The sequence below is a fragment of the Dyadobacter sp. SG02 genome, from assembly GCF_900109045.1.
Taxonomy (GTDB): domain Bacteria; phylum Bacteroidota; class Bacteroidia; order Cytophagales; family Spirosomataceae; genus Dyadobacter.
Genome location: NZ_FNYL01000002.1, coordinates 686523 through 710892, shown reverse-complemented (window position 1 = coordinate 710892; position 24370 = coordinate 686523). Strand labels below are relative to the sequence as shown.

The following is a 24370-nucleotide window of genomic DNA, read 5'->3' as shown; positions in this document are numbered from 1 at the left end:
GGCACTATTAACGCCGGACGTCCCGTATTTGCGTCTGCTTAGTCGGCCCTCAGGTTTTTTACCGGGTTCAGTAGTGCCGTTTTCACAGCCTGGAAACTGATCGTCAGAACTGCCAGCAGCAAAGCAGCGCATGCCGCCATTGCCGGCACCCCCCAGCTTATGCTGATGCGGTATGCAAATGCATCTAACCAACGGTCCATCGCCCACCACGCCAGCGGCAAGGATATCCCGATGGCAATGAGCACGAGCACCAGGAAGTCGCGCGAGAGCATGAATGCTACGCTGCCCACCGACGCGCCCAGCACCTTGCGGACGCCCACTTCCTTCACGCGCAGCTTCGCCGAATAGGCCGACAATCCGAACAGCCCAAGGCATGAAATAAAGATCGACAATGCAGCAAAGCCGGTGAAAACCTTGCTCATGCGGTTTTCGGTAATGTAAAGTTTGTCGAGGTTCTCATCCAGGAAGGAATAGGTGAATTTGCCCGACGGCGCCAGCGCGAGCACGCGTTTTTCAAGAAATCCGATTGTCGCGGGTAACGAGCCGCCTTTTATTTTCAGCAAAATGTAGTTGGTCCGGTAAGGATTATATTGGATCACAAGCGGCTCCACGCCCGCATGCAGGGAGGCGAAGTTGAAATCCTTCACTACACCTACCACCGTGCCCGTATCGCCGTCGGCAATGAATGGTTCGCCAACGGGGTTTTTGAGCCGGTATGCTTTCACGGCCGCTTCATTGAGTATGAATTCATGGTTTTTGATCTGAGGCATTTGACCGCGGAAAGTGCGCCCGTCGCTGAGCCGGATGCCCAGCGTGGTAAGCAGCTTATCGTCGGACCACAGCATCCTCGAATTTTCCGGCAGCGGAATTTGCTCCGGTCGGTGCAACGGGGAGGCATCGTAATTTCCAAAACGTTCGCCAGGAAGCGTGGACGTGACTGCAAAACTGGCGATGTTGCCGTTCTTGGCCATTTCGTCCATCAGCACACCCAATTTTTCCTGCATCTGCTCATAAATCGTCACGGCCAGGATCTGGTCCTTATCGAACCCCAGGTCCTGCCGGTGGAACAACTGCATTTGCCGGTAGACGATCATCGTGCCGAATATCATGAACACCGAAACCGTGAATTGAAAGACGATCAGCCCTTTCCGCACCATATTGACCGTCGTACCCGAAAGCCGTTTGCCTTTCAGCGACACCACCGGGTTGAACCGCGCCACGAACCAGGCCGGGTACAAGCCCGCAAGCAATGCAATGCCGGCAACCAGCAATGCGACGATGGCCAGATTCTGCCAGGTAAGCAGGCTATCGAACACGAAACCACCCGAGGCGACATGGGTATAATAGGGAAGTATGATCTTGAACAACAGGACCGCCACGGCCGTCGACAGCAGGGTAACCAGCAAAGATTCACCCAGGAACTGCCGCAGCAACTGGCCACGCGTACCACCGACTACTTTCCGGAGGCCAATCTCTTTCATACGGTTGAACGCCAGCGCCGTAGAAATGTTGATGAAATTGACGGTCGCCACGAGCAATATGAAGATCGCGGCCACGGCGAAAATGTAGATATAGGTAATGTCGCTGTTGGGGTACATTTCCTTTTCCAGTTTCGAATGCAGGTGAATGTCGCGGATCGGCTGCAAATGCAGGTGGCGGGTGGCGAGGATTTTCTGCTCCGAATCGCCGGAAGGCGCGTAGAATTTAGTCGCGAATGACGGTAAGGCCGCTTCCAACTGCGCGGGCGAGGCATCCTTCCTCAACAATATGTAATTGTAAAATCCCGACCAGCCGATATTCTCCAACATCCGCTTGTCGAGGTACCGCTCCAAAGTTGGCATTGAAACCAGGTAATCGAATGCGAAATGGCTTGGAAACCCTAAATCCTTTACTACGCCCGTGACGAGCAGCGGCAGCCCGGCGCGGTCGTCGTTGATCGTTTTGCCCATCGGGTCGGCATCGCCGAAGTATTTTTTCGCCATGGCCTCGCTGATGATGATGGTATTGGCATCTTTCAGCGCCGATTTCGGATCGCCGAAGACGAACGGCAGATCGAACACCCCGATCACTTCCGGATTCGCAAAAAAGCCTCCCTTCTCTTCAAACCGCTTCAATTCGCCTCCCGGACTTGTGTAGCTGAAAAGCTGGTAGGGGAACAACCGGTGCAAGCGAACACCTCCCTCGATCTGCGGAAATGCTTGTTGAAGCGCGGGTACCAATGCCGGCGACGTGGCGGCCCAATGCCGACTATCCTCGCCCGAGCTTTCATAAGTTACCCGGTAAATACGGTCGGCTTTTTCAAAACCTTTGTCGTAACTCAATTCGTGACGGATATGAAACGTAATGAGCAACACGCCTGCCATGCCGACGGCGAGTCCTGTGATGTTGACAATCGAAAAAGTTTTACTTTTCCAGAGGCTGCGCCAGGCGATTTTGAGGTAGTTTCTGAACATATCGGACGGATGTTTTACCGGGAACAATGGATGTTTGTGGTTAGGAAGCTAAAAAGGAATGCCAAAAATACAATGAATTGAAATACAGCTAATTATATGTAATTAAATGCAGATAAGTGTCCGTTATCGCACAAAAGTGACCGCCGACGGCCGGCGGTCAGCCGTCAACGCCCCGGGAACTTAACCCCCCGCCTTTGAATTTGATTTGTATAATACCCGAAAGCCCCATGCATACCGAAACGCTGCAACAATTTTACGAACGCACCAAACAGCCGATGCCGGCCGAGCTGGCGTCGCAGGCTAACGTAAGCCATTTCAACGTCAAACAACGTACGTGCCTCAACCGGATGACACCCTATAACCGGCGCGATTACTATAAAATATGCCTGATTATCGGCCAGGGCGTGCACCTCGCCGACGATAAGGAGACGCCCCTGGACGGCGCCAGCATTATTTTCTCCAACCCCGATGTACCCTCGTGCTACCAGGGCATTTCGGAAACGCAAACCGGGTATTACTGCCTGTTCAACGATACCTTTTTGCTGAACAGCATCCGGCAGGAAGTGCGCTACCGGAGCGCTTTGTTCAACCCTGCGATTCAGGCGGTTATTCCGCTGAACATCGAAGATCAGGAGCGGTTCCTCTACCTGTTTAGCGAGATGGAACGCTTATTATCAAGCACATACACCTACAAATCCGATATGATCCGAAGCCTGTTGCAGATGATCATTCTCGAAGGTATCCAGTTACAGGGAGTTGTCGCCAGCGAAAATACCCACGATCGCCTGATCTCCCGGTTTTTCGGACTCCTCAACCAGCAGTTTCCCGTCGATTCGCCGGAAAACCCGCTCCGATTGCTCACGCCGGCCTCCTACGCCGACCAGTTGAGCATTCACGTCAACCATTTGAACAATGTGCTCAAAAGATCGACCGGCAAAACCACGCGTGAGATCATCCACGAGCGCATTGTGGAGGAAGCTAAAACACTGCTGCTGAACACCGACTGGGACGCCGCCCAGATTGCCTACACCCTCGGCTTCGAGTATCCTTCCCATTTCAACAAGTATTTCAAACAAAACACACGCACCACTCCACTGCTTTTCCGGGAGCAGCTCCGGCAAGCGCATTGACATTTGATTTGTATAAGCATTGCTTTGATTCATATTACCTGCGGATCGGCTTGCAGCCCTACCTTTGGGACATTAATAGCAAGCATATGAAAACACTTAAAGAATCCAATAAAGCAGTAAGCACAGTCCTGGCCCTCGCCCTGATCCCCATCACAGGCTTCGCGCTCGACGTGTTCATCCCCTCGCTCCCGGCTATGAGCGCACGTCTGCACGCTACGCCCGAAGCCGTACAATTGTGCATCTCCATTTTCCTCGCGACCTACGGCGTAAGCCAACTGCTGATCGGCGGGCTGCTCGACAGCTACGGCCGCTTCTGGCCCAATATCTTTGCCCTCGCAGGTTTCAGCGCCGCCAGTTTCGCGATCGCCAACACCGAAAGCCTGGAAGTGATTTATGTTATGCGGGCGATCCAGGGAGTCATGTCGGCCGTGATCGTGGTCAGTAAACGGTCCTTTTTCTTCGACCTTTTCGAAGGCGAAAAACTGAGACATTACACCAGTCTTTTTTCCGTGATCTGGTCGGCGGCGCCCATTATCGCACCGTTCCTCGGCGGGTATCTGCAAACCCATTTCGGCTGGCAATCCAACTTTTACTTTCTCGGCTTCTTCGGATTGGCGTTTCTCGTACTCGAACTCGTGTTCAGCGGGGAAACCATCGCCTCCAAAACGCCGTTCCGCCTGAAAACCATCGGTAATGCCTACCGCTCGATGCTCGGGACCTGGGATTTCACCTCCGGCCTGCTCATTCTGGGGCTGTCGTATGCGGTTTTGATGATCTACAACATGTCGAGCCCCTTCCTGATCGAGGAAGTAATGCATTACCCGGCGACCGTCACCGGTAACTGCTCCATGATTTCAGGGCTGGCTATGCTCGGCGGGAGCCTGCTATCCAAAGCGCTCATTTCCAAACCATTCTACAAACGACTCTTTACCGCGGCCGTCGTGCAGCTGACCGTTTCGGGCGCGCTTATTCTGCTCACATTGCAGTACCACAACCTGTATACGCTGATGATTTACGTGATTTTGCTGCACTCGGCATCCGGCTTTATTTTCAACGGTATGCTGGCCTATTGCCTTACCCGCTTTTCACAATTCGGCGGCCTGGCAAGCGGGCTGACCGGCGGCGGCTACATTATTTCGACTTCCGCATTCAGCTACATCGTCGTCAAAACCATTCAAATCGATAGTCAGGTTTGGCTTGGCGCAGGTTATGCCGTACTCATTTTTGCCGTACTGACGCTCATTCTCCGTACCAAGTGGATCGAACGCGGGTCAACCGACGAAGTAAAAGAACAGGATGTTGCATTTGCGGTCGAGTAATATTTAACCGGGAAACCAGGAGCCGGCTATTCGGAATCTCTGTCAGTTACTGGTTTCCCGCCCTATATTTCCTTTCAAAAAATCGATGGCGATCCGGCAAAGCATTTCACTTTTCAGCTCGGGCATTTCGTGTCCGACATTGGGATAAATGCATAATTGACCCTTTTGAAGTGACCGATACATTTCAATGCTGTGTTCCAGACGGATCATATCCCGGTCACCCCGGACGACCAGCACAGGAACAGTAATGCCGGCCAGTTTTTCATCGGGTACTTTGATGGGCCTGGCCCACATTTTCTGATTATCCTCCCAGAACTTGATCCATTTTCCGGGCTGCGGGTTGATTTTCTGATAATTAGCTAGCCAGTCCTTGTCCTCCTTTACCGCCTCGACAGTGTATTCTTTTAACAAATCACGGCCCTCCTGCGTCAATCCGTCGGAACTCGAGTTGGAGGCTCCGCTGACTACTTTCTTAATTTTGTCGGGCCGGTTGGCGGCCAGTAACAGCGCGGTATTACCTCCCATACTCCATCCCATTACATAGACGCTATCCAGTTTCAGCTGGTCGATCAACGCGGAGCTGTAATCGGCCAATAATGCGCCGCTTAGCGAATCCGCCTGTTCGGAACGCCCATGCCCCGGAGCATCGGGTGCGATAATGCGGAAATGTTTTGATAACTCCGGTATAATATCCCCCAGGTTCTCGATCGATCCCAAGCCCTGGTGCAACAATAATAGCGGTGTGCCATTTCCATATTCCTCATAATAAATTCTTGTGCCTTTGACGGTCAGATATTTCCCGTTGTTCGATCCGTATTTCACAGGCGTTTGCGCATTTTTCGGCTTTTCGCAACCCATAAACGCAAGGCCGGCCAGGAGGAAGCAAAGGATTAGTTTCATGTCGATTTTGGTTTTAACTAATCAATACGCAAACCGATTTATATCTGAGGCAGTTAGCATAACATTCGCGGTTATTTATTATCCAGAATACTTTTGAGCTTTTCGGGCAAATCCTTTCCTCTTAAATCCCGGGCAATGATTTTACCGGACGGGTCAATTAAAAAATTGGCCGGAATGCCGCGGATACCGTACAGCTTCGCGGCGGCATTATCCCACCCTTTTAAATCAGTTACCTGTTTCCACGTCAGCTTATCTTTTTCAATGGCTTTGAGCCAGGCGGCTTTCTGGGATGACGCATCGAGCGACACGCCGAGTACTTCGAAACCCTTATCGCGGAAATCGGCGTACGATGCGGCAACGTTTGGGTTTTCCTCACGGCACGGTCCGCACCAGCTTGCCCAGAAATCGAGCAGCACATATTTGCCCCGAAAATCGGAAAGCTTCACCTCTGTTCCGTCGACGGATGTTTGTGCGAAGTCAGGCGCTTCCTTCCCGATCTGAACTTTACGCTGCGAGGCCAGTAAAACAGGGATTTCTTTGCCTATGGGCGTGTTTTTGAGATTTTGGGACAATTTCTGATATGCTTCCGCGGCTTCATCGGTTACGGCAGGCTGGGCGGCAATGTGCGACAAACTGATGACGCTCAGGTAAGAATCCGGGTGCTGATTGACAAAGTTCAGGTGTACGCGGAAACTTTCATTGAGCAACTGCTTTTCCCTCGCCACGAAGCTGTCGAACACCGTCTTATCCTTTTGCTTTTCAACAGGTAATGCTTCAAATTCCTTTTGCAAAGCCGTGAAATCGTCTTCATTCTTTTTCAGCATTGCACGCAGCTTTGCATTGAGTTTGTTTATTTCGGAGCCGGTAATGACGATATTCTTTAACGAATCACCGGCCGACATCATCTGCTGTTCGGGTGCAAGGTAAAATCGCAGGTAATCCATTTTCTCTCCGGCTTGAAGTCTGTTTTTGTAAGGGTCCTTATGCAAATACAGGCCTGCCAAAACCGGGTATTCCAGCTTTCCGCTGAATTTAAAACCGCCATTCTGTACCGTGGTCGAATCGGCAATATGCCGGTCGCCGACCTGGTAGATCAGGAAAACTTTGTCGTTGTTTGGCAACTGATTTACTTTTCCCTGAATGGAAAAACCGGATTGCCCGATGGAAAGCAATGGAATGGAAGATAAAATCAGGGTTATTAAGCCGCGCATTTGCTGATGTTTTAGTGAATAACGGTTACTTGCAGTCAAGATTTCAAAAGATTCCTATTGTAAATTCCTACCGTCGCGTGCAGCACTTCATTTGAAATGGCCTTTTTAATACAAAAACTATAAATTTGATGGATTAACAATACAATAATGAACCGCGGAAAAATTTCCATCCTGCTGACGCTGTTGTTCACAGTTGCGGCATTGAACAGCTACGGCAAGCAAAACGCCACGCCGAAACCCAATGTACTTTTCATCATGGTCGACGACCTTCGACCTGCATTGGGCTGCTACGGCGACGCCCTCGCACGTACGCCGCACATGGACGCGCTCGCGGGTACGGGGACGCTTTTCAGCCGCGCCTATTGCCAGCAGGCCGTGTGCTCACCTTCACGGACCTCCATGCTCACCGGGTTACGGCCCGACGCCACACAGGTCTGGGGACTGAAAAGGGCATTCAGGGAGACTACACCCGGGGCGGTTACCTTGCCGCAACATTTCAAAAATAATGGCTACATCACAGCCCAGGTCGGGAAGATTTTCCATGACCCCGCCTCGCACCAGGACAACGCCTCGTGGTCGGGGCCGGTATTGTATAATGTGACCGGCAACGGAAAAGGCCACAAATACATACTGGATACCAACCTCAAAGGCGGAAAAGGCGCATCTACCGAGCGGCAAGCGGTCCCCGACAGCTCCTACATCGATGGAAAGGTGGCCGACGCGTCGGTACAGGTGCTGCGCCAGATCGCGGACAAGCCTTTTTTCCTCGCGATAGGCTTCCGGCGGCCGCATTTACCTTTTACTGCGCCGGATAAGTATTGGAAACCTTTTGATAAAACCCATTTCCCTTTTACAAAACCTGAACGGCCCAATAATGCGCCGGCAATCGCATTCCATAACTCGCAGGAATTGCGCGGCTACTCGGATATTCCGCAGGAAGGAACCATCTCGGAACAGCTGGCGAGGCATCTGTGGCAGGGGTATTACGCCGCGGTAAGTTATACCGATGCGCAGATCGGGAAAGTACTGGCCGAGCTGGACCGTTTGAAGCTCCGCCAGAATACCATTATCGTACTCGTTTCGGACCACGGCTTTCACCTGGGCGAGCAGGACCAATGGGCCAAATCGACCAACTTTGAAAATGCGGTGCGTGTGCCGCTGATCATCGCCGCGCCGGGCGTTTCGAAACCAGCGAAGTCGAACGCGGTCGTGGAGTTGCTGGACGTCTATCCTACCCTATCCGAACTGTGCGGCCTGCCGGTGCGGAAGGAGTTGCAGGGCAAAAGCTTGCTAACAATCCTTAAAAACCCCGCGGCCTCATTCAAGGGATTTGCATTGAGCCAGTTTATACGTCCCTATCCGGCGCTGCAAGACGAAAGCAAAATCCGGACGATGGGTTACACCCTCCGCACCGATCGCTACCGTTACACCGAATGGTACACTTTCAAAACCGATTCCATCATCGCCCGCGAACTCTACGATCACCGGAACGACCCCGCCGAAACCGACAATATAGAAGCGCGAACGCCGAAAGCTTTGCTCGATTCGTTGCACAAACGGCTCACGGAGCTGACGGCAGCCAGGTAGCCGGGATGTCATTGAAATAAAATACTTATACGATTTTTGCAAAACACTCCCAGGAAAGTCAATCCTTTCTAGGCCGGCTAGCCCCGGCAAAGCCGCCATTCAGACTGATAATCCAAACCAGGCCCATTCCGGAAAAATCCCTTCGATCCCAGCGGATCAGCGTACTTTTTGTAATCATGATCTCCGTGTCACGTATGTTACCGCCATGCACAAAAAGATTAAAAATAAATTAGAAAAATAAGAAACCGCTTTTCTGTAATTCTTATATTTTTTTGATCTTTATGACGTCTCAAACAAAGAAGACGGCTCAATCCCTAACAAACGTAAAGCATGTCCCCTATCAACAATTTACTTCTTAGCCTGTTACCGAAAATCCGGTCAAAACACGGCCCAACGTATAGCAACGTAAGTAACTGGCGGTTTCCGGAATAATCTTCCATCTCCCGGCCCGGATCGCCTCTTTCCTCTTTTTGGAATAGCCGTAATTTTTTAACCGATCACTGAACGATCGGTTACAACCATGGGTAACCCGCGTGTGTCTCGTGTTTGCTATACCCTTCCAAAAAAGAATTGCAGTCAACAAACAGGTTTGGGAATGTTTTTAAAATATCCGACACCAAGTGTATCAGGAATTAATAACTCAGATTATTGATGGTCTCCGCACAGACAACATCGCTCGTTATCGCTACTTATAACTGGGCGGAAGCATTGCATTGCAGCCTTTTGAGTGTTAGAAAGCAGAAAGTCCTGCCTGCGGAGGTGATCATCGCCGACGATGGCTCCGACGACCGGACGAAAGAGGTAGTCCGCAAAATGCAGGAGGCATTTCCTGTGCCGATCATCCATGCGTGGCACGAGGACCTTGGTTTCCGCAAAAGCCAGATCCTGAACAAGGCGATCGGCCAATGCGCCGGCCCTTACGTGATCCAGGTGGATGGAGACGTGCTGCTGCATACCTCGTTCGTACGCGACCACCTGGCCGCGGCCGAGCGCGGCGCTTTCATACGCGGCACCCGCGCACGCCTCACACCCGCAAAAACCGACGAGCTGCTCGGGAATGCCGATACCGACCTCAGTTTCTTTTCAAAAGGAGTTTACAACCGGCTCAATGCCCTTCGGCTGCCGGTATTGCAGTCGCTCGGGCAGCGCAAGGAAATGAAATCGCGGAGCGTCCGCGGCAGTAACCTGGCATTCTGGAAGGAAGATTTCCTGCGCGTGAACGGGTATAACAACGAGCTCAGCGGATGGGGCCACGAGGACGAAGAACTGGCAGCACGCTTCATCAACAACAATATCATCAAAAAAATCGTGAAGCTGGGTGCGGTGCAATACCACCTTCACCACGAAGAATTGCCCCGGTCGAACGAGTCTTACCATCGCGAGATCATCCAACATACCCTGCTAACAAAAGTTAAAAGATGCCTTAATGGATATGAAAACCTTCTCTAAGAGCTCGCTGATTATTTCCACCTACAACTGGCCGGAAGCATTGCGGCTTTGTCTGCTCAGTGTCAGGGAGCAGTCGGTATTGCCTGATGAAGTGATTATCGCCGACGACGGCTCCACCGGGCAAACCGCGGAGGTGATCGAAGCCTTGCGGCCTTCGTTTCCGGTGAAACTGATCCACGTCTGGCAGGAGGACGAAGGTTTTCAGCTGTCCAAAATCAGGAACAAGGCCATTGCCACGAGTTCGTGCGACTACATTATCCAGATCGACGGCGACCTCATTTTGCATAAACATTTTATCAAAGACCACCTCGCATTGAGCAAACGGGGTACTTTCGTAGCAGGGAGCCGGGTTTTAATGGACAAGTCGCTGTCCGAAAAAATGCTGCACGGCAGCCGCGCCCGTATCATGCCGTTCCAGTCGGGACTGGGTAATTTCACGAACCGGTTCAGCATTGCCTGGCTGAGCAGGTATATGGCCGATCGCTACAAAACGCAGGATATATTTGCATTACGCGGCTGCAATATGGCATTCTGGCGCGAAGACCTCCTGCGCGTGAACGGCTACAACGAGGTATTTCACTCCTGGGGCCGCGAGGATAACGAAATTGCCGTGCGACTGCTCAACTCGGGCCTGAAAAAACGGGCCGCCAAATTCGCGGGGGTCGTATTCCACATTTACCATCCCGAGGTAGATCGCGGCGGCTGCCCCAAAAACGAGACTTACCTTACCGAGGCACTGCTAAACAAAACGGTGTATTGCTGCCAGGGTGTCCATCAATACCTGGCCCACGCCGAGCCCGTACAGCTCGCCGAAAGGGAATTTGCGCTTTAATGCATGAGTAACAGCCCATCGATCTCCGTCATCCTGGTCACTTACAATGCAGCGCAATTCTTGCAACGGTGCCTCGACAGCATTTACGGCCAGCATTACCCGCATATCGAAATCATCGTCATGGACGGCGGCAGCACCGACGGTACAGCGGCCATTCTTCACGAAAATACCGGCAACATCGCTTTCTGGAAAAGTGAAAAAGACAGCGGTATTTACGAAGCGATGAACAAAGCCCTCGACCACGCGCGGGGAGAATGGATTTACTTCATCGGTGCCGACGACATACTTACGCCCGCATTCTCGCAAATGGCGGAAGCATTAACCGATCCGTACGCCATCTATTACGGAAGCGTGCTCAAAGCCGGCCAAAAGTACCTCGGCCAAATGCCCCCCTACAAGCAGGCCAAGACGGGTATCAACCATCAGGCGATCATTTACCCGGCCGGCCTATTTTCCCTGCGCAGGTACGACACCCGTTACCGTATTTCCGCCGACCATGTGTTCAACATGCAATGCCATAGCGACAAGCATTATCACTTCACCTTCAAGGATTTCGATATTGCAATTTTCAATGATACGGGCATCTCTTCCTTGCAGAAAGACGCCGTTTTTGAAAAAGAAAAAGCCGGACTGATCTTGAAGCATTTCGGTCCGGCTATTTATCTGCGGTTTTTATTTAAACGACTGAAAGAAAGGCTCTTCAATCACTAAAAGGTATCCTGCAAGGTCATTCCCGCATTCCTGTCGAATACAATTTTGGGGGGCAAACCGAGTAGCTTCACGAGCAGGCGGTTACGCCATTTTGTTTTTGGGATAATACGAATGAAAACCATTGCCACGCGGCAGAGCGCCAACTGCATGGCATTACGATTTTCCTTTGCCAGCAACTGTTTCATTTCTGCCAGATATTGCCCGCGCTGGTTATAACTTTTCTGGTTTTCGGTGCGGAGCCGGAAGCCGCCCAGCATGAACGACGTGGAATACAAGCGCTCATGCTTGAAAAACCGCAGCCAAAGTTCGAAATCCGCCGCCAATGCATGGTTTTGATCGATAAAAGCGCCCGCCTGCGCCCATAACGTGCGCCGCCAGAAGACGGACTCCTGCTGGATAAACCGGCCATCGGACAATTGCAGCCGCAACCGCGACCAACGTTGCCCATACGGCAGATCGTCATAGAGGAAAGCCCGGCCGGTTTCGTCAAAAAAAGTGTTGCTGCCCATGATCCATCGCACGTCTGCGAAGCGGCCAAACAGTTCAGCGATTGTGAAAAGCGATTTCGGATGGTACATATCATCGGCATTGAGCCAGGCCATAATTTCGCCCGAAGATCGTTCGAAACCTTTTTGCAAAGCGTGGTAAAGGCCATTATCCGGTTCGCTCACCCAGTAAGCGAGCTGCTGTTCGTATTTCCGGATGATGTCCACGGACCCATCGGTGCTGCCGCCGTCGATAATGATATATTCCAGATTGGGATACCCTTGCCCCAGCACCGAAAGAATGGTACTTTCCAGGTATTTCGCCTGGTTGAAAGACGGAGTCACGATGGCAATTTTCGGCAACGACATACGCAGCATTGAGAACTCATTAACAATCCATTACGAAACCGACAATTCATATTGACATGGCTCGTGCACCCGCATGTCGTGCTCGAACGGCTCGGAGGCAAGCACCATCAGGATGGATTCGTCCGTGATTTCGAGCAACTCGTGCCGGTCTTCTGGCGCCAGCAGCAGACATTGGTCCGCCGTATTGAGGACAAAGTGCTGCTCTTCGGTGCCGGTGTGGTTGGTAATAAGGCAACTTCCTTTCAGACAAATGACCGCCTGTTTCATATGCTGGTTTCCGCCGCGACTGAAATGATCGGGGCCGTTGACATAGAAAATACGTTTGATTTCGAACGGAATGACGCGCTCGATCACGGTCAGGCTACCGCGGGTGTCCGTAATGGTTTTCAGATTGATTAAATGAGCCAAGGGGTGTTTACGATTTATGTTAGGTTAATGCGTTCTCTTTGGTGTAATTCTTGTATCTCCCCCTCAACCCGAACTGTATACGTCGCGACAAGCTGACCTTTATCCATTTCAAAACCATCGGTGGTTCATGGAAAACCGCCGCAGGATCAATCGCCAGAATCTGCGATTCGGCAGAGGAAAGCGCTTTGATATAGGCGCCATATACGAGCCGGATAATGCTGTCCGGAAGCCGGTATTGCTCCGCGGTGAGGCGGAAGCTTCGGTCGATACAGTACCGGAAATCGTGAAAATGGTAGAATACGAGCGGGACCTTTTCTCCACCTGCTTTTTGCACAAACATTTGCCCATTCGCATTATCGCACGCATAATCGACTGCATTCCAGGGCGCTATACCCCCGCCTGTATGTTCCAGCACGTGTACGCCTGTGAAGCGCTCTGTCCAGTCGTCGAGGTACTTCTGATCGCCGAACTTGCCGTCTTCGAAACAGGCATAGCACCATTCCAGGCAGGCATTCATCCACCAGGCCAGCGTCGCCAGCCCTTCGGTCGTGTTTTTAAAAGTCACAAACTGAACGCAGTAAATGCCGCTGTGCTCCGACTGATCGTACTGCGCGGCATACCGGTGTGCGGTAATCAGCACCGACCGATCACCCATTTCATCCGTCAGCACTTTTGGGTCCGCAAAAAACAGCAGATCGGCGTCCAGGTAGGTACAATGGTCTAGTGAAAAAGTGTGAATGCAATGCCAGATCGTGAACGAAGTACAGGTCCAGCAATACTCTCCGGCGGTGCGGCCACCCTTTACCGCGAGCAATTCGGGCGTTTCAAATTCTTGCAGGGAAATAATCGTCGCATTCGGCAGATTCAGGCGGCGCAGCAAAACGTCGCAATCGTCGTCGAACGCGAAAATGTACAAATGAAAATCAGCCCCTTGCCTGACCAGCGAATGGTACATCGCCAATCCCCGCGAGAGGTAGCCCGAGTTGAAAAGGGTACAAAAATGCTGCATCAAAGTATGTTAGGGGCAGAAGAGGGTAACTTCTTCTACAAATATCAATGATAAATTGTAAAATGCAGCTATCCTTCCGGTTGACAAAATAATATAGCACTGACTATTTTCCCAGCGACATGGTTGCAAAAATTGTACTGAATTAATTGACTATCAGTTATATATTTCACAACCGCTCTCATTATCACGAAGTTGGCTATGCTAAGATCGTATTATAATAGAGTTACTAAATATTATCCTAAATTGCAGACGATCTAAAAGAACATCATGGCCTTCTTTAAACCGAAGAAAAAAAATCCTTACGGCTGGTTTGGCGACTACAAAAAGTGGGAAGCGCTCACGGCATTGTCCGGCGGCTACGAGGCCGGGGCTATTTTGGATAAAACGAAGAACGCGCTCCTGAAAGTGAAGAATGGCCAGGCCGTTTACGAGCGCGATTCGGTATTGTTCGACAAAAAAATTTATCCCTATCCGGTTATCTCAGCCCTGCTGCACACGGCTATCGAATGCGGCAATCAGCTGCACGTCCTTGATTTCGGGGGATCGTTGGGGAGTACCTATTACCAAGTGAAGGATATGGTTCCCAAGGCGGTACGGCTGCATTGGAGCGTCGTGGAGCAGGAGAATTACGTACGGTGCGGGCAGGCGTTTTTTGAAGACGAAACCCTGCAATTCCATTTTACGATCGAAGAAAGTATGAAGGCACGGAAGGCCGACATTCTGTTGCTATCGAGCGTGGTCCAATACCTCGAAAAGCCGCACGAGTTCCTGGAAGAGATCAAACAATACGATTTTAAATACATCCTCATCGACCGGACCGCATTCGTCAATACCGACCGCCCCGACAGGCTTACATTGCAGGTGGTACCACCGGAAATTTACGAGGCGCATTATCCCGCCTGGTTTTTTAACGAAAAACGCTTCCTCGAACATTTTGAAGACTACGAAATCAAAATGGAGTTCGAATCGTTCGTGGCGGGCGAGCAGGAAATGGAGATCGACCATGTGAAGGCCGGGTATGACAAAGGGTTCTTTCTGATTAAAAAGTAGGCAGGCACCCATTTTCACCCCCAGCTGATTTTCGTGCGCGCCATTTTTCGCATTCATGGCGCGCACTTTTCCATATCAAAAATCCCCCTTACGGCTCTACTTCGACAATCATTTCGATCTCGACCGCGATACCGGAAGGCAACGACGCTACGCCGATCGCGGAGCGGGCGTGTTTGCCGCTTTCCCCGAATACCTCCACCATGAAATCGGTAAAGCCGTTGATTACCTGCGGTTGCTGGGTCAAAGTCGGTGTGGAATTCACAAGGCCCAATACTTTCACTACTCTTTTCACCTTTTTCAGGTCGCCGATTTCGTATTTCAATGAGGCCAGCAATGCGATCCCGCAAAGTTTAGCCGCTTCTTTTCCCTGCTCCACGGTGAGGTCGTCCCCTACTTTTCCGAGGATCTGCCCTCCGCCCGGCTTGTCGGGTCCGTGGCCCGAGAGGTAGATCAGATTTCCCACGCGCACGGCACGCAGGAGGTTGCCTTTGCCTGCATTAAGTTTCGGCAGGGTAATACCCAGCTCGGTCAGCTTTTTCTCGGGATCGGGACGGCCGGTTTGCGCGATGCTTTGAAAACTGACGGTTAGCAACAGGAGCAGCAAGGCTGCCAGCGAGGATGATTTGAAATGCATAAGGTTTAGTTTTAAAAATAAGACGGCTAAAATTAGCAATCATTCCGGGAGAACCTGCAATTGCGGTCGCTCATTTGTCCCTACCGGTCCTTCCTTGCGGCGTACCGTTCACAGCCTGAAAAATCACGTCCAAAACAGCCCCGCATTTTATTTTTAATATTTTTTCATCATATAATTAAACAAATACAGTAATTGTTAAGCTTTACTTGACTTTTTAAGTCGTAAATCCCCCCTCTCCCATCTGGTCATCCAGATTATGATATTGTTAAATAGCGTTTCGCGAAACCGCTAAATAAGACAGATTACCCAATTTTGTCGCCTCAAAACCGGAACTAACTTAATTACCATACCATAAATCTACACCCATATGTATCGATGTAAAGAAAGGTGGCCGCTGCGCGCAGGCACCTTGCAAAAATCGATTGCCCATGCGACCCTGATCGCTATGATCGGCGGCACGAGCTGGGCAAGCCCGACTCTTGAAACCGGCCTCAAAACCGGGAATTCGCACCGTAATTTCACCAAAGCAGACCGCCAGATCAAAGGTCGCGTGACCGAAGGCGATTCGCCGGACGGTATCCCGGGCGTAAACGTCGTTATTAAAGGCAGTCAGACCGGTAGCGTTACCGACGCCAATGGTAACTATTCCCTCGAAGTTCCGGAAGGCGGGGCCATTCTGGTGTTCTCTTATGTAGGTTATATCTCCCAGGAAGTTGAAACCGGCACCCGCTCCACGATCGATATCGCATTGAAGGCCGACAGCAAGTCACTGAACGAAGTGGTGGTGGTCGGATACGGTACCCAAAAGAAAGTAAACCTGACGGGCGCCGTTGACCAGGTGGGCCAGGAAGTATTGCAAAACCGCCCGGTTCCTAACCTCGCGCAAGGCCTGGTAGGTACGGTACCCAACCTGAACATCCGGATGTTCGACGGTAAACCTACGCAGTCGCCCGCATTCAACGTGCGTGGTACGACTTCCATCGGTCAGCAAGGAAGTGCATTGGTGCTCATTGACGGGGTCGAAGGCGACCCTCGCATGCTGAACCCGCAGGACATCGAGAGTATTTCGGTACTAAAAGACGCGGCTTCGGCCTCTATTTACGGTGCCCGTGCGGTATTCGGGGTGGTATTGATCACCACGAAACCTGCTCCGGAAGGTAAAATGAGGGTTTCCTATTCGGCTAACTACTCGATCAAAGCACCGACCGAAGTTCCCGACAATATCACTGATTCCTATCCGTGGGCACAGGGTTTCAGCGACGCGTGGTCGCGCTGGAATGATAACGGTAGCACACCGACGGCCATCAACAAGACCATCGCCTTCTCCCCCGCCTACCTGGCCGAGATCAAGAGAAGATACGAAGACCCGTCGCTGCCGCGCGTGGAAGTGAACCCTACCACCGGTGAATATCAATACTTTTACAGCACCGACTGGTACAAAGAATTATACAAAAAACGCCTCAGCGCACAGGATCACGCGCTTTCGATCGCCGGTGGAACCGACAAGGCTACCTACTTGCTGAGCGGTCGTTTCAACAATCAGGACGGTCTGTTCCGCTACAACACGGACAAATACAGCATGTACAACTTCCGTGGTAAAGGCGGTGTGCAGCTGACCCCGTGGTTGCGTGTCGACAACAACACCGAGTTCTCGACAATGAAATACCACCAGCCATTGAACGTGGGTGAAGGAAGCGGTATTTACCGTAACATCGCCGACGAAGGCCACCCGCTGGCGCCATTGACCAACCCGGACGGATCGCTTTCATTCTCTGCGGCTTATACCGTGGGTGATTACTACTACGGCCGCAATGCGCAGGACCAGACCCGTCGTTTCCTGAAAAACCAGACCGCATTCAAGGCACAGTTCTTCGAAAAAGCGCTGACGATCAAAGCGAACATGACATTCCAGAACACCGACCTTGCTACGCACCAGGTCCGCGTTCCAGTGCCATACAGCCGTGCCAAAGGGGTAATCGGATACACCGGTACCAATACGAACGACATTGCGGAAAACAGGAACACGATCAACTACCTGGCAACGAACTTCTACGCGGACTACGTGAAATCGTTCAACAACGTACACAACTTCACCTTGCTGGGTGGTTTCAACTACGAGCAATCGACTACCACCAACATCGGCGCGCAGCGTAATGGTATCGTATATAGCGGTGCGGACGATATTAACCTGGCATTGGGACAAAGCATCGTAACCCAGGGTGGTTACCAGAAATGGGCGATCGCCGGTGGCTTCTTCCGTTTGAACTACAACTTCCGCGAGCGTTACCTGCTGGAAGTGAACGGACGTTACGACGGTTCTTCCAAATTCCCGACCGACCAGCAATGGGCATTCTTCCCGTCGGTATCTGCCGGATGGCGGGTATCTGAGGAACCATTCTGGCACCTGAGCCCAAAAGTCCTTTCGAATGTGAAAGTGCGTGCTTCTTACGGCTCGCTGGGTAACGGTAACATTGCTCCATACGCATTCAACGAGAAATTCGGGATTTCTCAATTGGGCCGTGTGATCAACGGTGTACGTCCGCAAGCTACCAGCATGCCCGGTGTAGTACCTAACGATTTGAGCTGGGAAACGGCTACCACAGCCAACCTGGGCCTTGATTTCCATGCCCTCAACAGCCGTCTCCAGTTCTCGGGGGATATTTACCAGCGCAACACGACGGATATGTTCACCGTGGGACCAACCGTGCCTGCTATTTATGGAACAGCCGTTCCAAAAGGAAACTACGCCGACCTGAGAACCAACGGATGGGAACTTTCCATCAACTGGGATGATCAGTTCACGATGGCTTCGAAGCCTTTCCATTACAATGTGCGATTCACATTGGCGGACTACAAAGCCACTATTACCAAATACAACAACCCCGACAAAAACCTGAGCGACTACTACGAAGGACAGCGCGTGGGTGAGATTTGGGGATACAAAGTTGCGGGACTCTTCAAATCGGCCGCTGAAATTGCCGAATCGCCTTCGCAAGCCGACATTCCGAACACGAATACGCGTAAAAACTATCCGGGTGATATCAAATTCCAGAACCTGGACGGCGATAACGTGATTTACCAGGGCCTGAACCGCGTGGGCAACTCGGGTGACAAAACCATCATCGGTAACTCCGAGCCTCGCTATACTTATGGCGTGAACCTCTCGGGTGACTGGAACGGCTTCTTCCTGGGCGCTTTCTTCCAGGGTGTATTGAAACAGAACTGGTACCCGTCGTCGGAAGCGCGTTTCTGGGGCCAATACAACCGTCCGTACAACTCCTATCCACGCTGGCAGCAGGACAACATGTACCGTGAGGAGCTGGGTAACTTCGACGCTTACCTCCCGCGCCTCGTGGGTTATGTGGCACAAGGTACCGGCCGCGCATTGCAGGTGGCCAACGACCGTTACATGCAGAATGTAGGTTACATCCGTTTGAGAAACCTGCAAATCGGTTATACCATTCCCGAGCGCATTACTTCTAAAATCCATGCACGCGATTTGAAAGTATATGTGTCAGGCGAAAACCTCTGGACATGGTCACCATTGTACAAATGGACCCGCGACACCGATGTTACCAGCATTTACGGATCTGACCGTGATCTCGGCGGCGGAGGCTCAGGTGACGGATACAATTACCCGATGTTGAAAGCTGTCTCAATCGGCTTGTCACTCAATTTTTAATGGAATTATGAAGACTAGAAATATATTAAACTATACCCTTGCCGTGATGCTGATCGCAACGGCAAGCTCCTGCGACCTCAACGAGGTGCCGGTGGATACCGCTACCAACGAAGCCGTTTTCGGCTCGGAAAATGGTTTGGACCTTTATGCCAACTCCTTTTACAACCTGCTTCCCGATCCGGATGCGGGGGTATTTCAAATCGACGACAACTCCGACTTCGTGGCACGAAATGGCGTGGATACTTACCTGGCTGTTAATGCATTAAGCCCTATTACCAGCGGTGGATGGGACTGGGGAAACCTGCGCAACATCAATTATTTCATCGAAAACACCGAAAAAAGCACCGTCCCTACCAAGAATCACTACCTCGGAGTAGCGCGCTTTTTCAGGGCTTTGTTTTATTTCGATAAGGTTAAAAGGTTTGGCGATGTGCCCTGGATCGATAAAACCATCGATGTAAAAGATGATGCGACCTTGTACGGCAAGCGAATGAACCGTTACGAAGTGATGGACAAAGTGCTGGCGGACCTGAACTTCGCGATCGAGAATATTACATTGACTTCCGACCCGTCGGTAACGCGCATTACCAAAAACGTGGCACGCGCTTACAAAACGCGCATTGCATTATTCGAGGCATCCTGGCGGAAATACCATACCGAGGACAACAAGCAGGCTACCGCCAATACCTGGTATGAAGAAGTAGTAAAAGAAGCCAACGCCATCACCGGTTATACGCTGCATTCCAGCGCTGCCGACCGGTCTTACCGCGAAATGTTCATTGCGAAAAGTGCTTTTGCCGACGAAACCATTCTTTCGGTAGCATTGAGCGCCAGCTTGCAGGTGTACAGCTCTGCCAACCGCCGGTTTATCAGCCCTACTTACGGAAACCGTCCGAGCCTGACCCGCCGTTTTGTAAATACCTACCTGAACCTGGATGGTACGCCATTCACGAGCAAAAAAGGTTACGAAACGACCCCGTTCGTGGAAGAGGTTAAAAACCGCGACCTGCGTTTGAAGCAAACCATCCGCACCGGCGACTACACCCGGACTGAAAACGGCGTACCGGTGATTGCACCACCGAATTTCAGCCAGACCTACACAGGTTACCAGCCGATCAAATGGTGCTACGACGAGCGCTTCCCGTTCGACGACGAAAGCCGCAACGACAATGCGCACATTATCATGCGCTATGGCGAGGTGTTGCTCAACAAAGCCGAGGCATTGACCGAACTCGATAAAATGACCGATGCCGAATGGACCAACACCATCGGAGCATTGCGCAAACGCGCAGGTATCACCGGCGCTACGCTGACGACCCTTCCTACCACGGCCGATCCTTATATGGTGTCGTTCTTCGGAGGCAAGTTCAACAATGCCGTATTGCTGGAAGTATTGCGCGAAAGAGGTACCGAAATGGTATTCGAAGGACTACGCCCGGACGATTTGAGAAGATGGAAAGTAGGTAACCTGTTCCAGGATGCCCCTATGAACGGAATGTACGTTCCGGCCCTGGGCGAATACGACCTGAACGGCGACGGCAAAAACGACGTGTATTTCTACCAGGGTACCAAACCTACATCGACCACGCCAGGCATTGCATTCGTGGACGTGAGCCCATCGACGGCCGTAGGCCGTATCCAGCTTTCCAAAGGCACTTCCGGCGAAGTAATCTGGAACCCGGGACAACGCGAATGGGCAGATAAGAAATACCTCTACCCTATCCCGGAAGCAGATCGCATCAAAAACCCTGCTTTGGGCCAGAACCCGGGCTGGTAATTTCTGATTCTGGAAAGTCTGGTTCCGGAAATCCAGTTATAAAAATCTAGTTCTAAAAATCTAGTTCAGAAATCCTTATTCTTTCTATCCCCGGTCTAAAGACCGGGGCAAAGGATTGGCATCAGAGGTTGTCGGCAACGACAACCTCTTTTTTGTCCACCGCCAGTCCCGTTGCCCCGGACTTTAGCCCGGGGATCAGATGATTAGGATTGATAAAAGATTGAGATCAATAGAGATCGATAAATGATTGGCAGGAACATTTTACATACAAAACATGATTTTATATTTTTATAATACATACATTTAATGACAAAATAGACTAAACCATTGTGTGCCAATGAAAGGGACCAATCTGGGCGAATTTGAAGAACTCGTATTGCTCACCATCGCGTCCCTTGCGGCGGAAGCGTACAGCGTCGCCATTTGCGACGAACTCGAACGGTACACCGGCCGCTCGGTGAAGCTGGGGGTGGTGCATGCCGTACTGAACAGGCTGGAAGAAAAAGGACTCGCCAAAAGCCACCTCGGCGATGCCAGCGCGACCCGCGGCGGTAAACGGAAACGTTTTTATGAAGTTACCCACGCCGGGAAGGTGGCGCTCATGCGTGCGAAGGAATTACGCGAGGCGATCTGGCGGAATATCCCCGGCTTTAACCTCGAAGGTTCGATATGAAAAAGGACCCGCAACCTCCGCAATGGGCCACCGCTTTTCTGAAATGGTACTGCCGGCCCCGGCTGCTCGAAGACCTGGAAGGCGACCTTTATGAATACTTTATTCGCAACCTCCGCGACAAAAGCCTGCGGCATGCACAACTGATTTACCTGATAGACGTGATCAAGTTCCTGCGACCGTACACCATCCGTAAAATAGAACCTCTCACTTTCCTAACCCATTTCATGATGATCGGCAGCTATTTCAAAACTTCGAGGCGTAACCTCGTCCGTAACAAACTGTTTTCGTTTATCAATATCATCGGTCTGGCTGTAAGCATGTCGGTAGGGCTGCTGGTGATCGCCATCGTGAACGACCTGCGTTCCTACGACGACTTTCATGAAAAGAAAGACCGCATTTACCGGGTCGTCACCAGGCATCAGGACGACGGTAAACCGCCGATGGACCTCGCTTCCACGTCCGTAAGAACCGCCCAACGGCTGGCGGGCGACGTGCCGGGCATCGAGAATTTTACGATTATGCGAAACGGCTTTTCGGGAGATGCCAAAGTGGGCCAGAACACCTTTCCATTCGAAGCCACCTGGGCTGACCAATCGTTTTTCAAGGTATTCACCTTCCCGTTGATCGCCGGCGATGCGGCCACGGCGCTCAAAGAGCCCTACTCGCTGGTTTTGACAGAGAAAACAGCCCTGAAATTGTTTGGCAATACCCATGTGGTAGGACACACCGTGCGCTTCGACACGCTCGATTACCAGGTTACCGGCGTGGCCCGGGACGTTCCCCACCTCTCGCACATCCGTTTCGATGCGCTGGTGTCGTTCGCTACCGCGGACGCTACGATGGGCAAAAAGCAGGACGGGTTTTACAACTGGGATAATGTGTGGTCCAACTACATATATATGACAATCCCTAAAAAGGGCGGCACGGCAGGCATACAGCGGGCGCTCGACCAGATCGGCACCGAGGAAAACAAAGTGCTGGTCCATAAAAAAGTAACGTTATCCCTCCAACCGATCAAGGATATCGCGCTGGGCCGGAAGCTTTCCAACAATATGGGGCCGCGCATCGAGCCGGTCACGGTCTGGATATTGGCCGGACTCGCATTTGTGATCATCCTTTCGGCTTGTTTCAATTACACCAACCTGTCGGTCGCACGCTCGCTCAGGCGCTCGCGCGAGGTGGGCGTGCGTAAGATCATAGGTGCGCACAGGAGCCATGTCCTGGGCCAGTTCATCGCCGAATCGGTAATGATCGCCTTTCTTGCGCTGCTGTTTTCTTTTGGGTTATACCTGTTTTTGCGGAGGGAATTCCTCTCACTGGACCCGCACGTTTCCGAGATTTTCACGCTAGGCCTGTCCTGGCGTTCGATACTCTGGTTTATAGCGCTGGCGGCATTCACAGGCCTGGCGGCGGGATTTTTGCCTGCGGTGTTTTTCTCCAAAATCAATGCGCTGTCTGTGATGAAAGATGCCTCGGGGCTCAAAATTTTCAGGCATCTCGGCCTGCGCCGGGTGTTGATCGTGACGCAATATGTCCTTTCGCTGATATTCATCGCCACTACCCTGGTGGGTTACAGCCAGTACAAAGGCTTTCTGAATTTCGACCTGGGTTTCAACACGGAAAATATCCTCAATATCAAACTCCGCGGAGCGGAAGCGGCAGCATTGAAAAAGGAGCTTGCGGAAATCCCCGAAGTAAAACAGGTTTCCCAATCGAGCATGATCACGAGTGTGGGCAGTATTTATGGCTTCGATGTAAAATATTACCCATCTGGCAAAGCAACGCAACCTGCCGATTCCGCATTGGTGTGGGTGAATACGGTGGATGAAAACTACCTGCCCATCCACAAGCACAAGCTGCTGGCCGGCAACAATTTCAAGCTACGCCCCGAAAAAGGAAATGAAAGCGAACTCATTGTAAACCAGCAGGTTTTAAAACGGTTCAATATCGGCGACCGCGACCCGCACAAAGCACTGGAACATATTATCGAAGTCGAGGGGCGGAAGCTCACCATTGTGGGCGTACTGAAAGACTTCCACTACGGAACCATGGAAAACAAGATCGAGCCGGTGATGTTCCGCTATTCGAAAAGCGAGCCATGGGGTTACCTGAACCTGGAAATCGCTTCCACCGACCTGGAAAGCACGATGGCGAAAGTCGAATCGGCGTGGAAACAGTTCGATAAAGTGCATCCGCTGAAAGCCAATTTTTACGATCAGGAGATCGAGAATGCGTACAGCGAACTCTCCATGATGGTGAAAGCCATCGGGTTCCTCGCATTTCTGGCCATCTGCATCGCCTCCCTAGGCCTTTTCGGTATGGTGGTGTTCACTACCGAAACCAAGTTGAAGGAAATCAGCATCCGCAAAGTACTCGGCGCCAGCGAACCCGGGCTGATATACCTCCTCTGCCGTGGTTTTATCACGCTCCTGGGCATCGCGGCGCTCATTGCCCTGCCGGTTACCTACCTGCTGTTCGACAAAGTGTTGCTCACCCGGTTCGCCTACCACCAGCCCATCGGCCTGGCTGAATTACTGGGCGGCGCATTGGTTGTAATGCTGCTGGCGCTCGTCATGATCGGCTCGCAAACTGCCCGGGCGGCCCGGAGCAATCCGGCGAAGGTGCTGAAAAGCGAATAGGCCATTGCCGTCAGATCGAACTGGCGGCAATTTTTTATTTGAGTTTTACTTT

The 24370-nt window shown here is 51.6% G+C and carries 18 protein-coding genes; 11 read left to right on the top strand and 7 right to left on the bottom strand.

The window, feature by feature from the left end; genetic code table 11:
* Positions 1-38: 38 nt before the first annotated feature.
* The gene (locus tag BMW93_RS06460) at positions 39-2453 is read right to left on the bottom strand and encodes an ABC transporter permease (protein ID WP_090374367.1); all 2415 of its coding nucleotides are present in this window, start codon (positions 2451-2453) and stop codon (positions 39-41) included.
* A gap of 227 nt (positions 2454-2680) precedes the next feature.
* Here BMW93_RS06460 and BMW93_RS06455 point away from each other — a divergent pair, with 227 nt between their 5' ends.
* Entirely contained in the window at positions 2681-3583 is a 903-nt protein-coding gene (locus BMW93_RS06455) for an AraC family transcriptional regulator (RefSeq protein ID WP_090374366.1), read from the top strand.
* Between the two features lie 86 nt (positions 3584-3669).
* Positions 3670-4902 (top strand): MFS transporter, encoded by a 1233-nt coding sequence (locus BMW93_RS06450; protein WP_090374526.1) that lies wholly within the window; start codon positions 3670-3672, stop codon positions 4900-4902.
* A 42-nt stretch (positions 4903-4944) separates the two neighbouring features.
* On the opposite strand, the gene BMW93_RS06445 is transcribed toward BMW93_RS06450, so the two are convergent.
* Positions 4945-5802, bottom strand: a complete 858-nt coding sequence (locus BMW93_RS06445) for an alpha/beta fold hydrolase (RefSeq protein ID WP_090374365.1) — start codon at positions 5800-5802, stop codon at positions 4945-4947.
* Between the two features lie 71 nt (positions 5803-5873).
* Positions 5874-7013: a TlpA disulfide reductase family protein gene (locus tag BMW93_RS06440; RefSeq protein WP_090374364.1), complete on the bottom strand. Its 1140-nt coding sequence runs from the start codon at positions 7011-7013 to the stop codon at positions 5874-5876.
* Between the two features lie 147 nt (positions 7014-7160).
* Between BMW93_RS06440 and BMW93_RS06435 the strand changes: the two genes are divergently transcribed.
* The 4 genes from BMW93_RS06435 (at position 7161) to BMW93_RS06420 (ending at position 11592) form a co-directional block, all read left to right on the top strand.
* Positions 7161-8600, top strand: coding sequence for a sulfatase (locus BMW93_RS06435; protein WP_090374363.1), 1440 nt, complete (start codon positions 7161-7163; stop codon positions 8598-8600).
* Positions 8601-9251: 651 nt separating this feature from the next.
* Positions 9252-10049: a glycosyltransferase family 2 protein gene (locus tag BMW93_RS06430; RefSeq protein WP_090374362.1), complete on the top strand. Its 798-nt coding sequence runs from the start codon at positions 9252-9254 to the stop codon at positions 10047-10049.
* Entirely contained in the window at positions 10033-10881 is an 849-nt protein-coding gene (locus BMW93_RS06425) for a glycosyltransferase family 2 protein (protein WP_090374525.1), read from the top strand. The genes BMW93_RS06430 and BMW93_RS06425 overlap by 17 nt, the downstream gene beginning before the upstream one ends.
* Positions 10882-10884: 3 nt before the next feature.
* Entirely contained in the window at positions 10885-11592 is a 708-nt protein-coding gene (locus BMW93_RS06420; RefSeq protein ID WP_090374361.1) for a glycosyltransferase family 2 protein, read from the top strand.
* Here the strand turns inward: BMW93_RS06420 and BMW93_RS06415 are convergent.
* Genes BMW93_RS06415 through BMW93_RS06405 form a run of 3 tightly spaced genes read right to left on the bottom strand, consistent with a single transcriptional unit; the run spans position 11589 to position 13863 of the window.
* On the bottom strand, positions 11589-12446 hold the full coding sequence (locus tag BMW93_RS06415; protein WP_090374360.1) for a glycosyltransferase family 2 protein: 858 nt from the start codon (positions 12444-12446) through the stop codon (positions 11589-11591). The two genes, BMW93_RS06420 and BMW93_RS06415, sit on opposite strands and share 4 nt — an antisense overlap.
* A 30-nt stretch (positions 12447-12476) precedes the next feature.
* On the bottom strand, positions 12477-12854 hold the full coding sequence (locus BMW93_RS06410) for an FdtA/QdtA family cupin domain-containing protein (protein WP_090374359.1): 378 nt from the start codon (positions 12852-12854) through the stop codon (positions 12477-12479).
* A gap of 19 nt (positions 12855-12873) precedes the next feature.
* On the bottom strand, positions 12874-13863 hold the full coding sequence (locus tag BMW93_RS06405; protein ID WP_090374358.1) for a glycosyl transferase: 990 nt from the start codon (positions 13861-13863) through the stop codon (positions 12874-12876).
* A gap of 267 nt (positions 13864-14130) precedes the next feature.
* On the opposite strand from BMW93_RS06405, the gene BMW93_RS06400 reads away from it, so the two are divergent.
* Positions 14131-14913: a methyltransferase, TIGR04325 family gene (locus BMW93_RS06400; RefSeq protein ID WP_090374357.1), complete on the top strand. Its 783-nt coding sequence runs from the start codon at positions 14131-14133 to the stop codon at positions 14911-14913.
* Positions 14914-15001: 88 nt separating this feature from the next.
* On the opposite strand, the gene BMW93_RS06395 is transcribed toward BMW93_RS06400, so the two are convergent.
* Entirely contained in the window at positions 15002-15547 is a 546-nt protein-coding gene (locus tag BMW93_RS06395; RefSeq protein ID WP_090374356.1) for a RidA family protein, read from the bottom strand.
* Between the two features lie 367 nt (positions 15548-15914).
* On the opposite strand from BMW93_RS06395, the gene BMW93_RS06390 reads away from it, so the two are divergent.
* The 4 genes from BMW93_RS06390 to BMW93_RS06375 all read left to right on the top strand — a co-directional run bounded on the left by BMW93_RS06390 (position 15915) and on the right by BMW93_RS06375 (position 24318).
* Entirely contained in the window at positions 15915-19229 is a 3315-nt protein-coding gene (locus BMW93_RS06390) for a TonB-dependent receptor (protein WP_090374355.1), read from the top strand.
* 7 nt (positions 19230-19236) lie between these two features.
* Positions 19237-21006 (top strand): RagB/SusD family nutrient uptake outer membrane protein, encoded by a 1770-nt coding sequence (locus BMW93_RS06385; protein WP_090374354.1) that lies wholly within the window; start codon positions 19237-19239, stop codon positions 21004-21006.
* Positions 21007-21343: 337 nt separating this feature from the next.
* Positions 21344-21679 carry a PadR family transcriptional regulator gene (locus BMW93_RS06380; protein ID WP_090374353.1) on the top strand — a complete coding sequence of 112 codons (336 nt, stop codon included), beginning with the start codon at positions 21344-21346 and terminating at the stop codon, positions 21677-21679.
* A complete protein-coding gene (locus BMW93_RS06375; protein ID WP_090374352.1) occupies positions 21676-24318 on the top strand; it encodes an ABC transporter permease in 2643 nt (880 codons plus the stop codon). The genes BMW93_RS06380 and BMW93_RS06375 overlap by 4 nt, the downstream gene beginning before the upstream one ends.
* Positions 24319-24370: the final 52 nt, after the last annotated feature.

What these genes read in the sequence shown, in the direction of transcription:
- BMW93_RS06460 (WP_090374367.1), bottom strand. Translation starts at nt 2,453, where the DNA reads ATGTTCAGAAACTACCTCAAAATCGCCTGGCGCAGCCTCTGGAAAAGT.
- BMW93_RS06455 (WP_090374366.1), top strand. Translation starts at nt 2,681, where the DNA reads ATGCATACCGAAACGCTGCAACAATTTTACGAACGCACCAAACAGCCG.
- BMW93_RS06450 (WP_090374526.1), top strand. Translation starts at nt 3,670, where the DNA reads ATGAAAACACTTAAAGAATCCAATAAAGCAGTAAGCACAGTCCTGGCC.
- BMW93_RS06445 (WP_090374365.1), bottom strand. Translation starts at nt 5,802, where the DNA reads ATGAAACTAATCCTTTGCTTCCTCCTGGCCGGCCTTGCGTTTATGGGT.
- BMW93_RS06440 (WP_090374364.1), bottom strand. Translation starts at nt 7,013, where the DNA reads ATGCGCGGCTTAATAACCCTGATTTTATCTTCCATTCCATTGCTTTCC.
- BMW93_RS06435 (WP_090374363.1), top strand. Translation starts at nt 7,161, where the DNA reads ATGAACCGCGGAAAAATTTCCATCCTGCTGACGCTGTTGTTCACAGTT.
- BMW93_RS06430 (WP_090374362.1), top strand. Translation starts at nt 9,252, where the DNA reads ATGGTCTCCGCACAGACAACATCGCTCGTTATCGCTACTTATAACTGG.
- BMW93_RS06425 (WP_090374525.1), top strand. Translation starts at nt 10,033, where the DNA reads ATGAAAACCTTCTCTAAGAGCTCGCTGATTATTTCCACCTACAACTGG.
- BMW93_RS06420 (WP_090374361.1), top strand. Translation starts at nt 10,885, where the DNA reads ATGAGTAACAGCCCATCGATCTCCGTCATCCTGGTCACTTACAATGCA.
- BMW93_RS06415 (WP_090374360.1), bottom strand. Translation starts at nt 12,446, where the DNA reads ATGTCGTTGCCGAAAATTGCCATCGTGACTCCGTCTTTCAACCAGGCG.
- BMW93_RS06405 (WP_090374358.1), bottom strand. Translation starts at nt 13,863, where the DNA reads ATGCAGCATTTTTGTACCCTTTTCAACTCGGGCTACCTCTCGCGGGGA.
- BMW93_RS06400 (WP_090374357.1), top strand. Translation starts at nt 14,131, where the DNA reads ATGGCCTTCTTTAAACCGAAGAAAAAAAATCCTTACGGCTGGTTTGGC.
- BMW93_RS06395 (WP_090374356.1), bottom strand. Translation starts at nt 15,547, where the DNA reads ATGCATTTCAAATCATCCTCGCTGGCAGCCTTGCTGCTCCTGTTGCTA.
- BMW93_RS06390 (WP_090374355.1), top strand. Translation starts at nt 15,915, where the DNA reads ATGTATCGATGTAAAGAAAGGTGGCCGCTGCGCGCAGGCACCTTGCAA.
- BMW93_RS06385 (WP_090374354.1), top strand. Translation starts at nt 19,237, where the DNA reads ATGAAGACTAGAAATATATTAAACTATACCCTTGCCGTGATGCTGATC.
- BMW93_RS06380 (WP_090374353.1), top strand. Translation starts at nt 21,344, where the DNA reads ATGAAAGGGACCAATCTGGGCGAATTTGAAGAACTCGTATTGCTCACC.
- BMW93_RS06375 (WP_090374352.1), top strand. Translation starts at nt 21,676, where the DNA reads ATGAAAAAGGACCCGCAACCTCCGCAATGGGCCACCGCTTTTCTGAAA.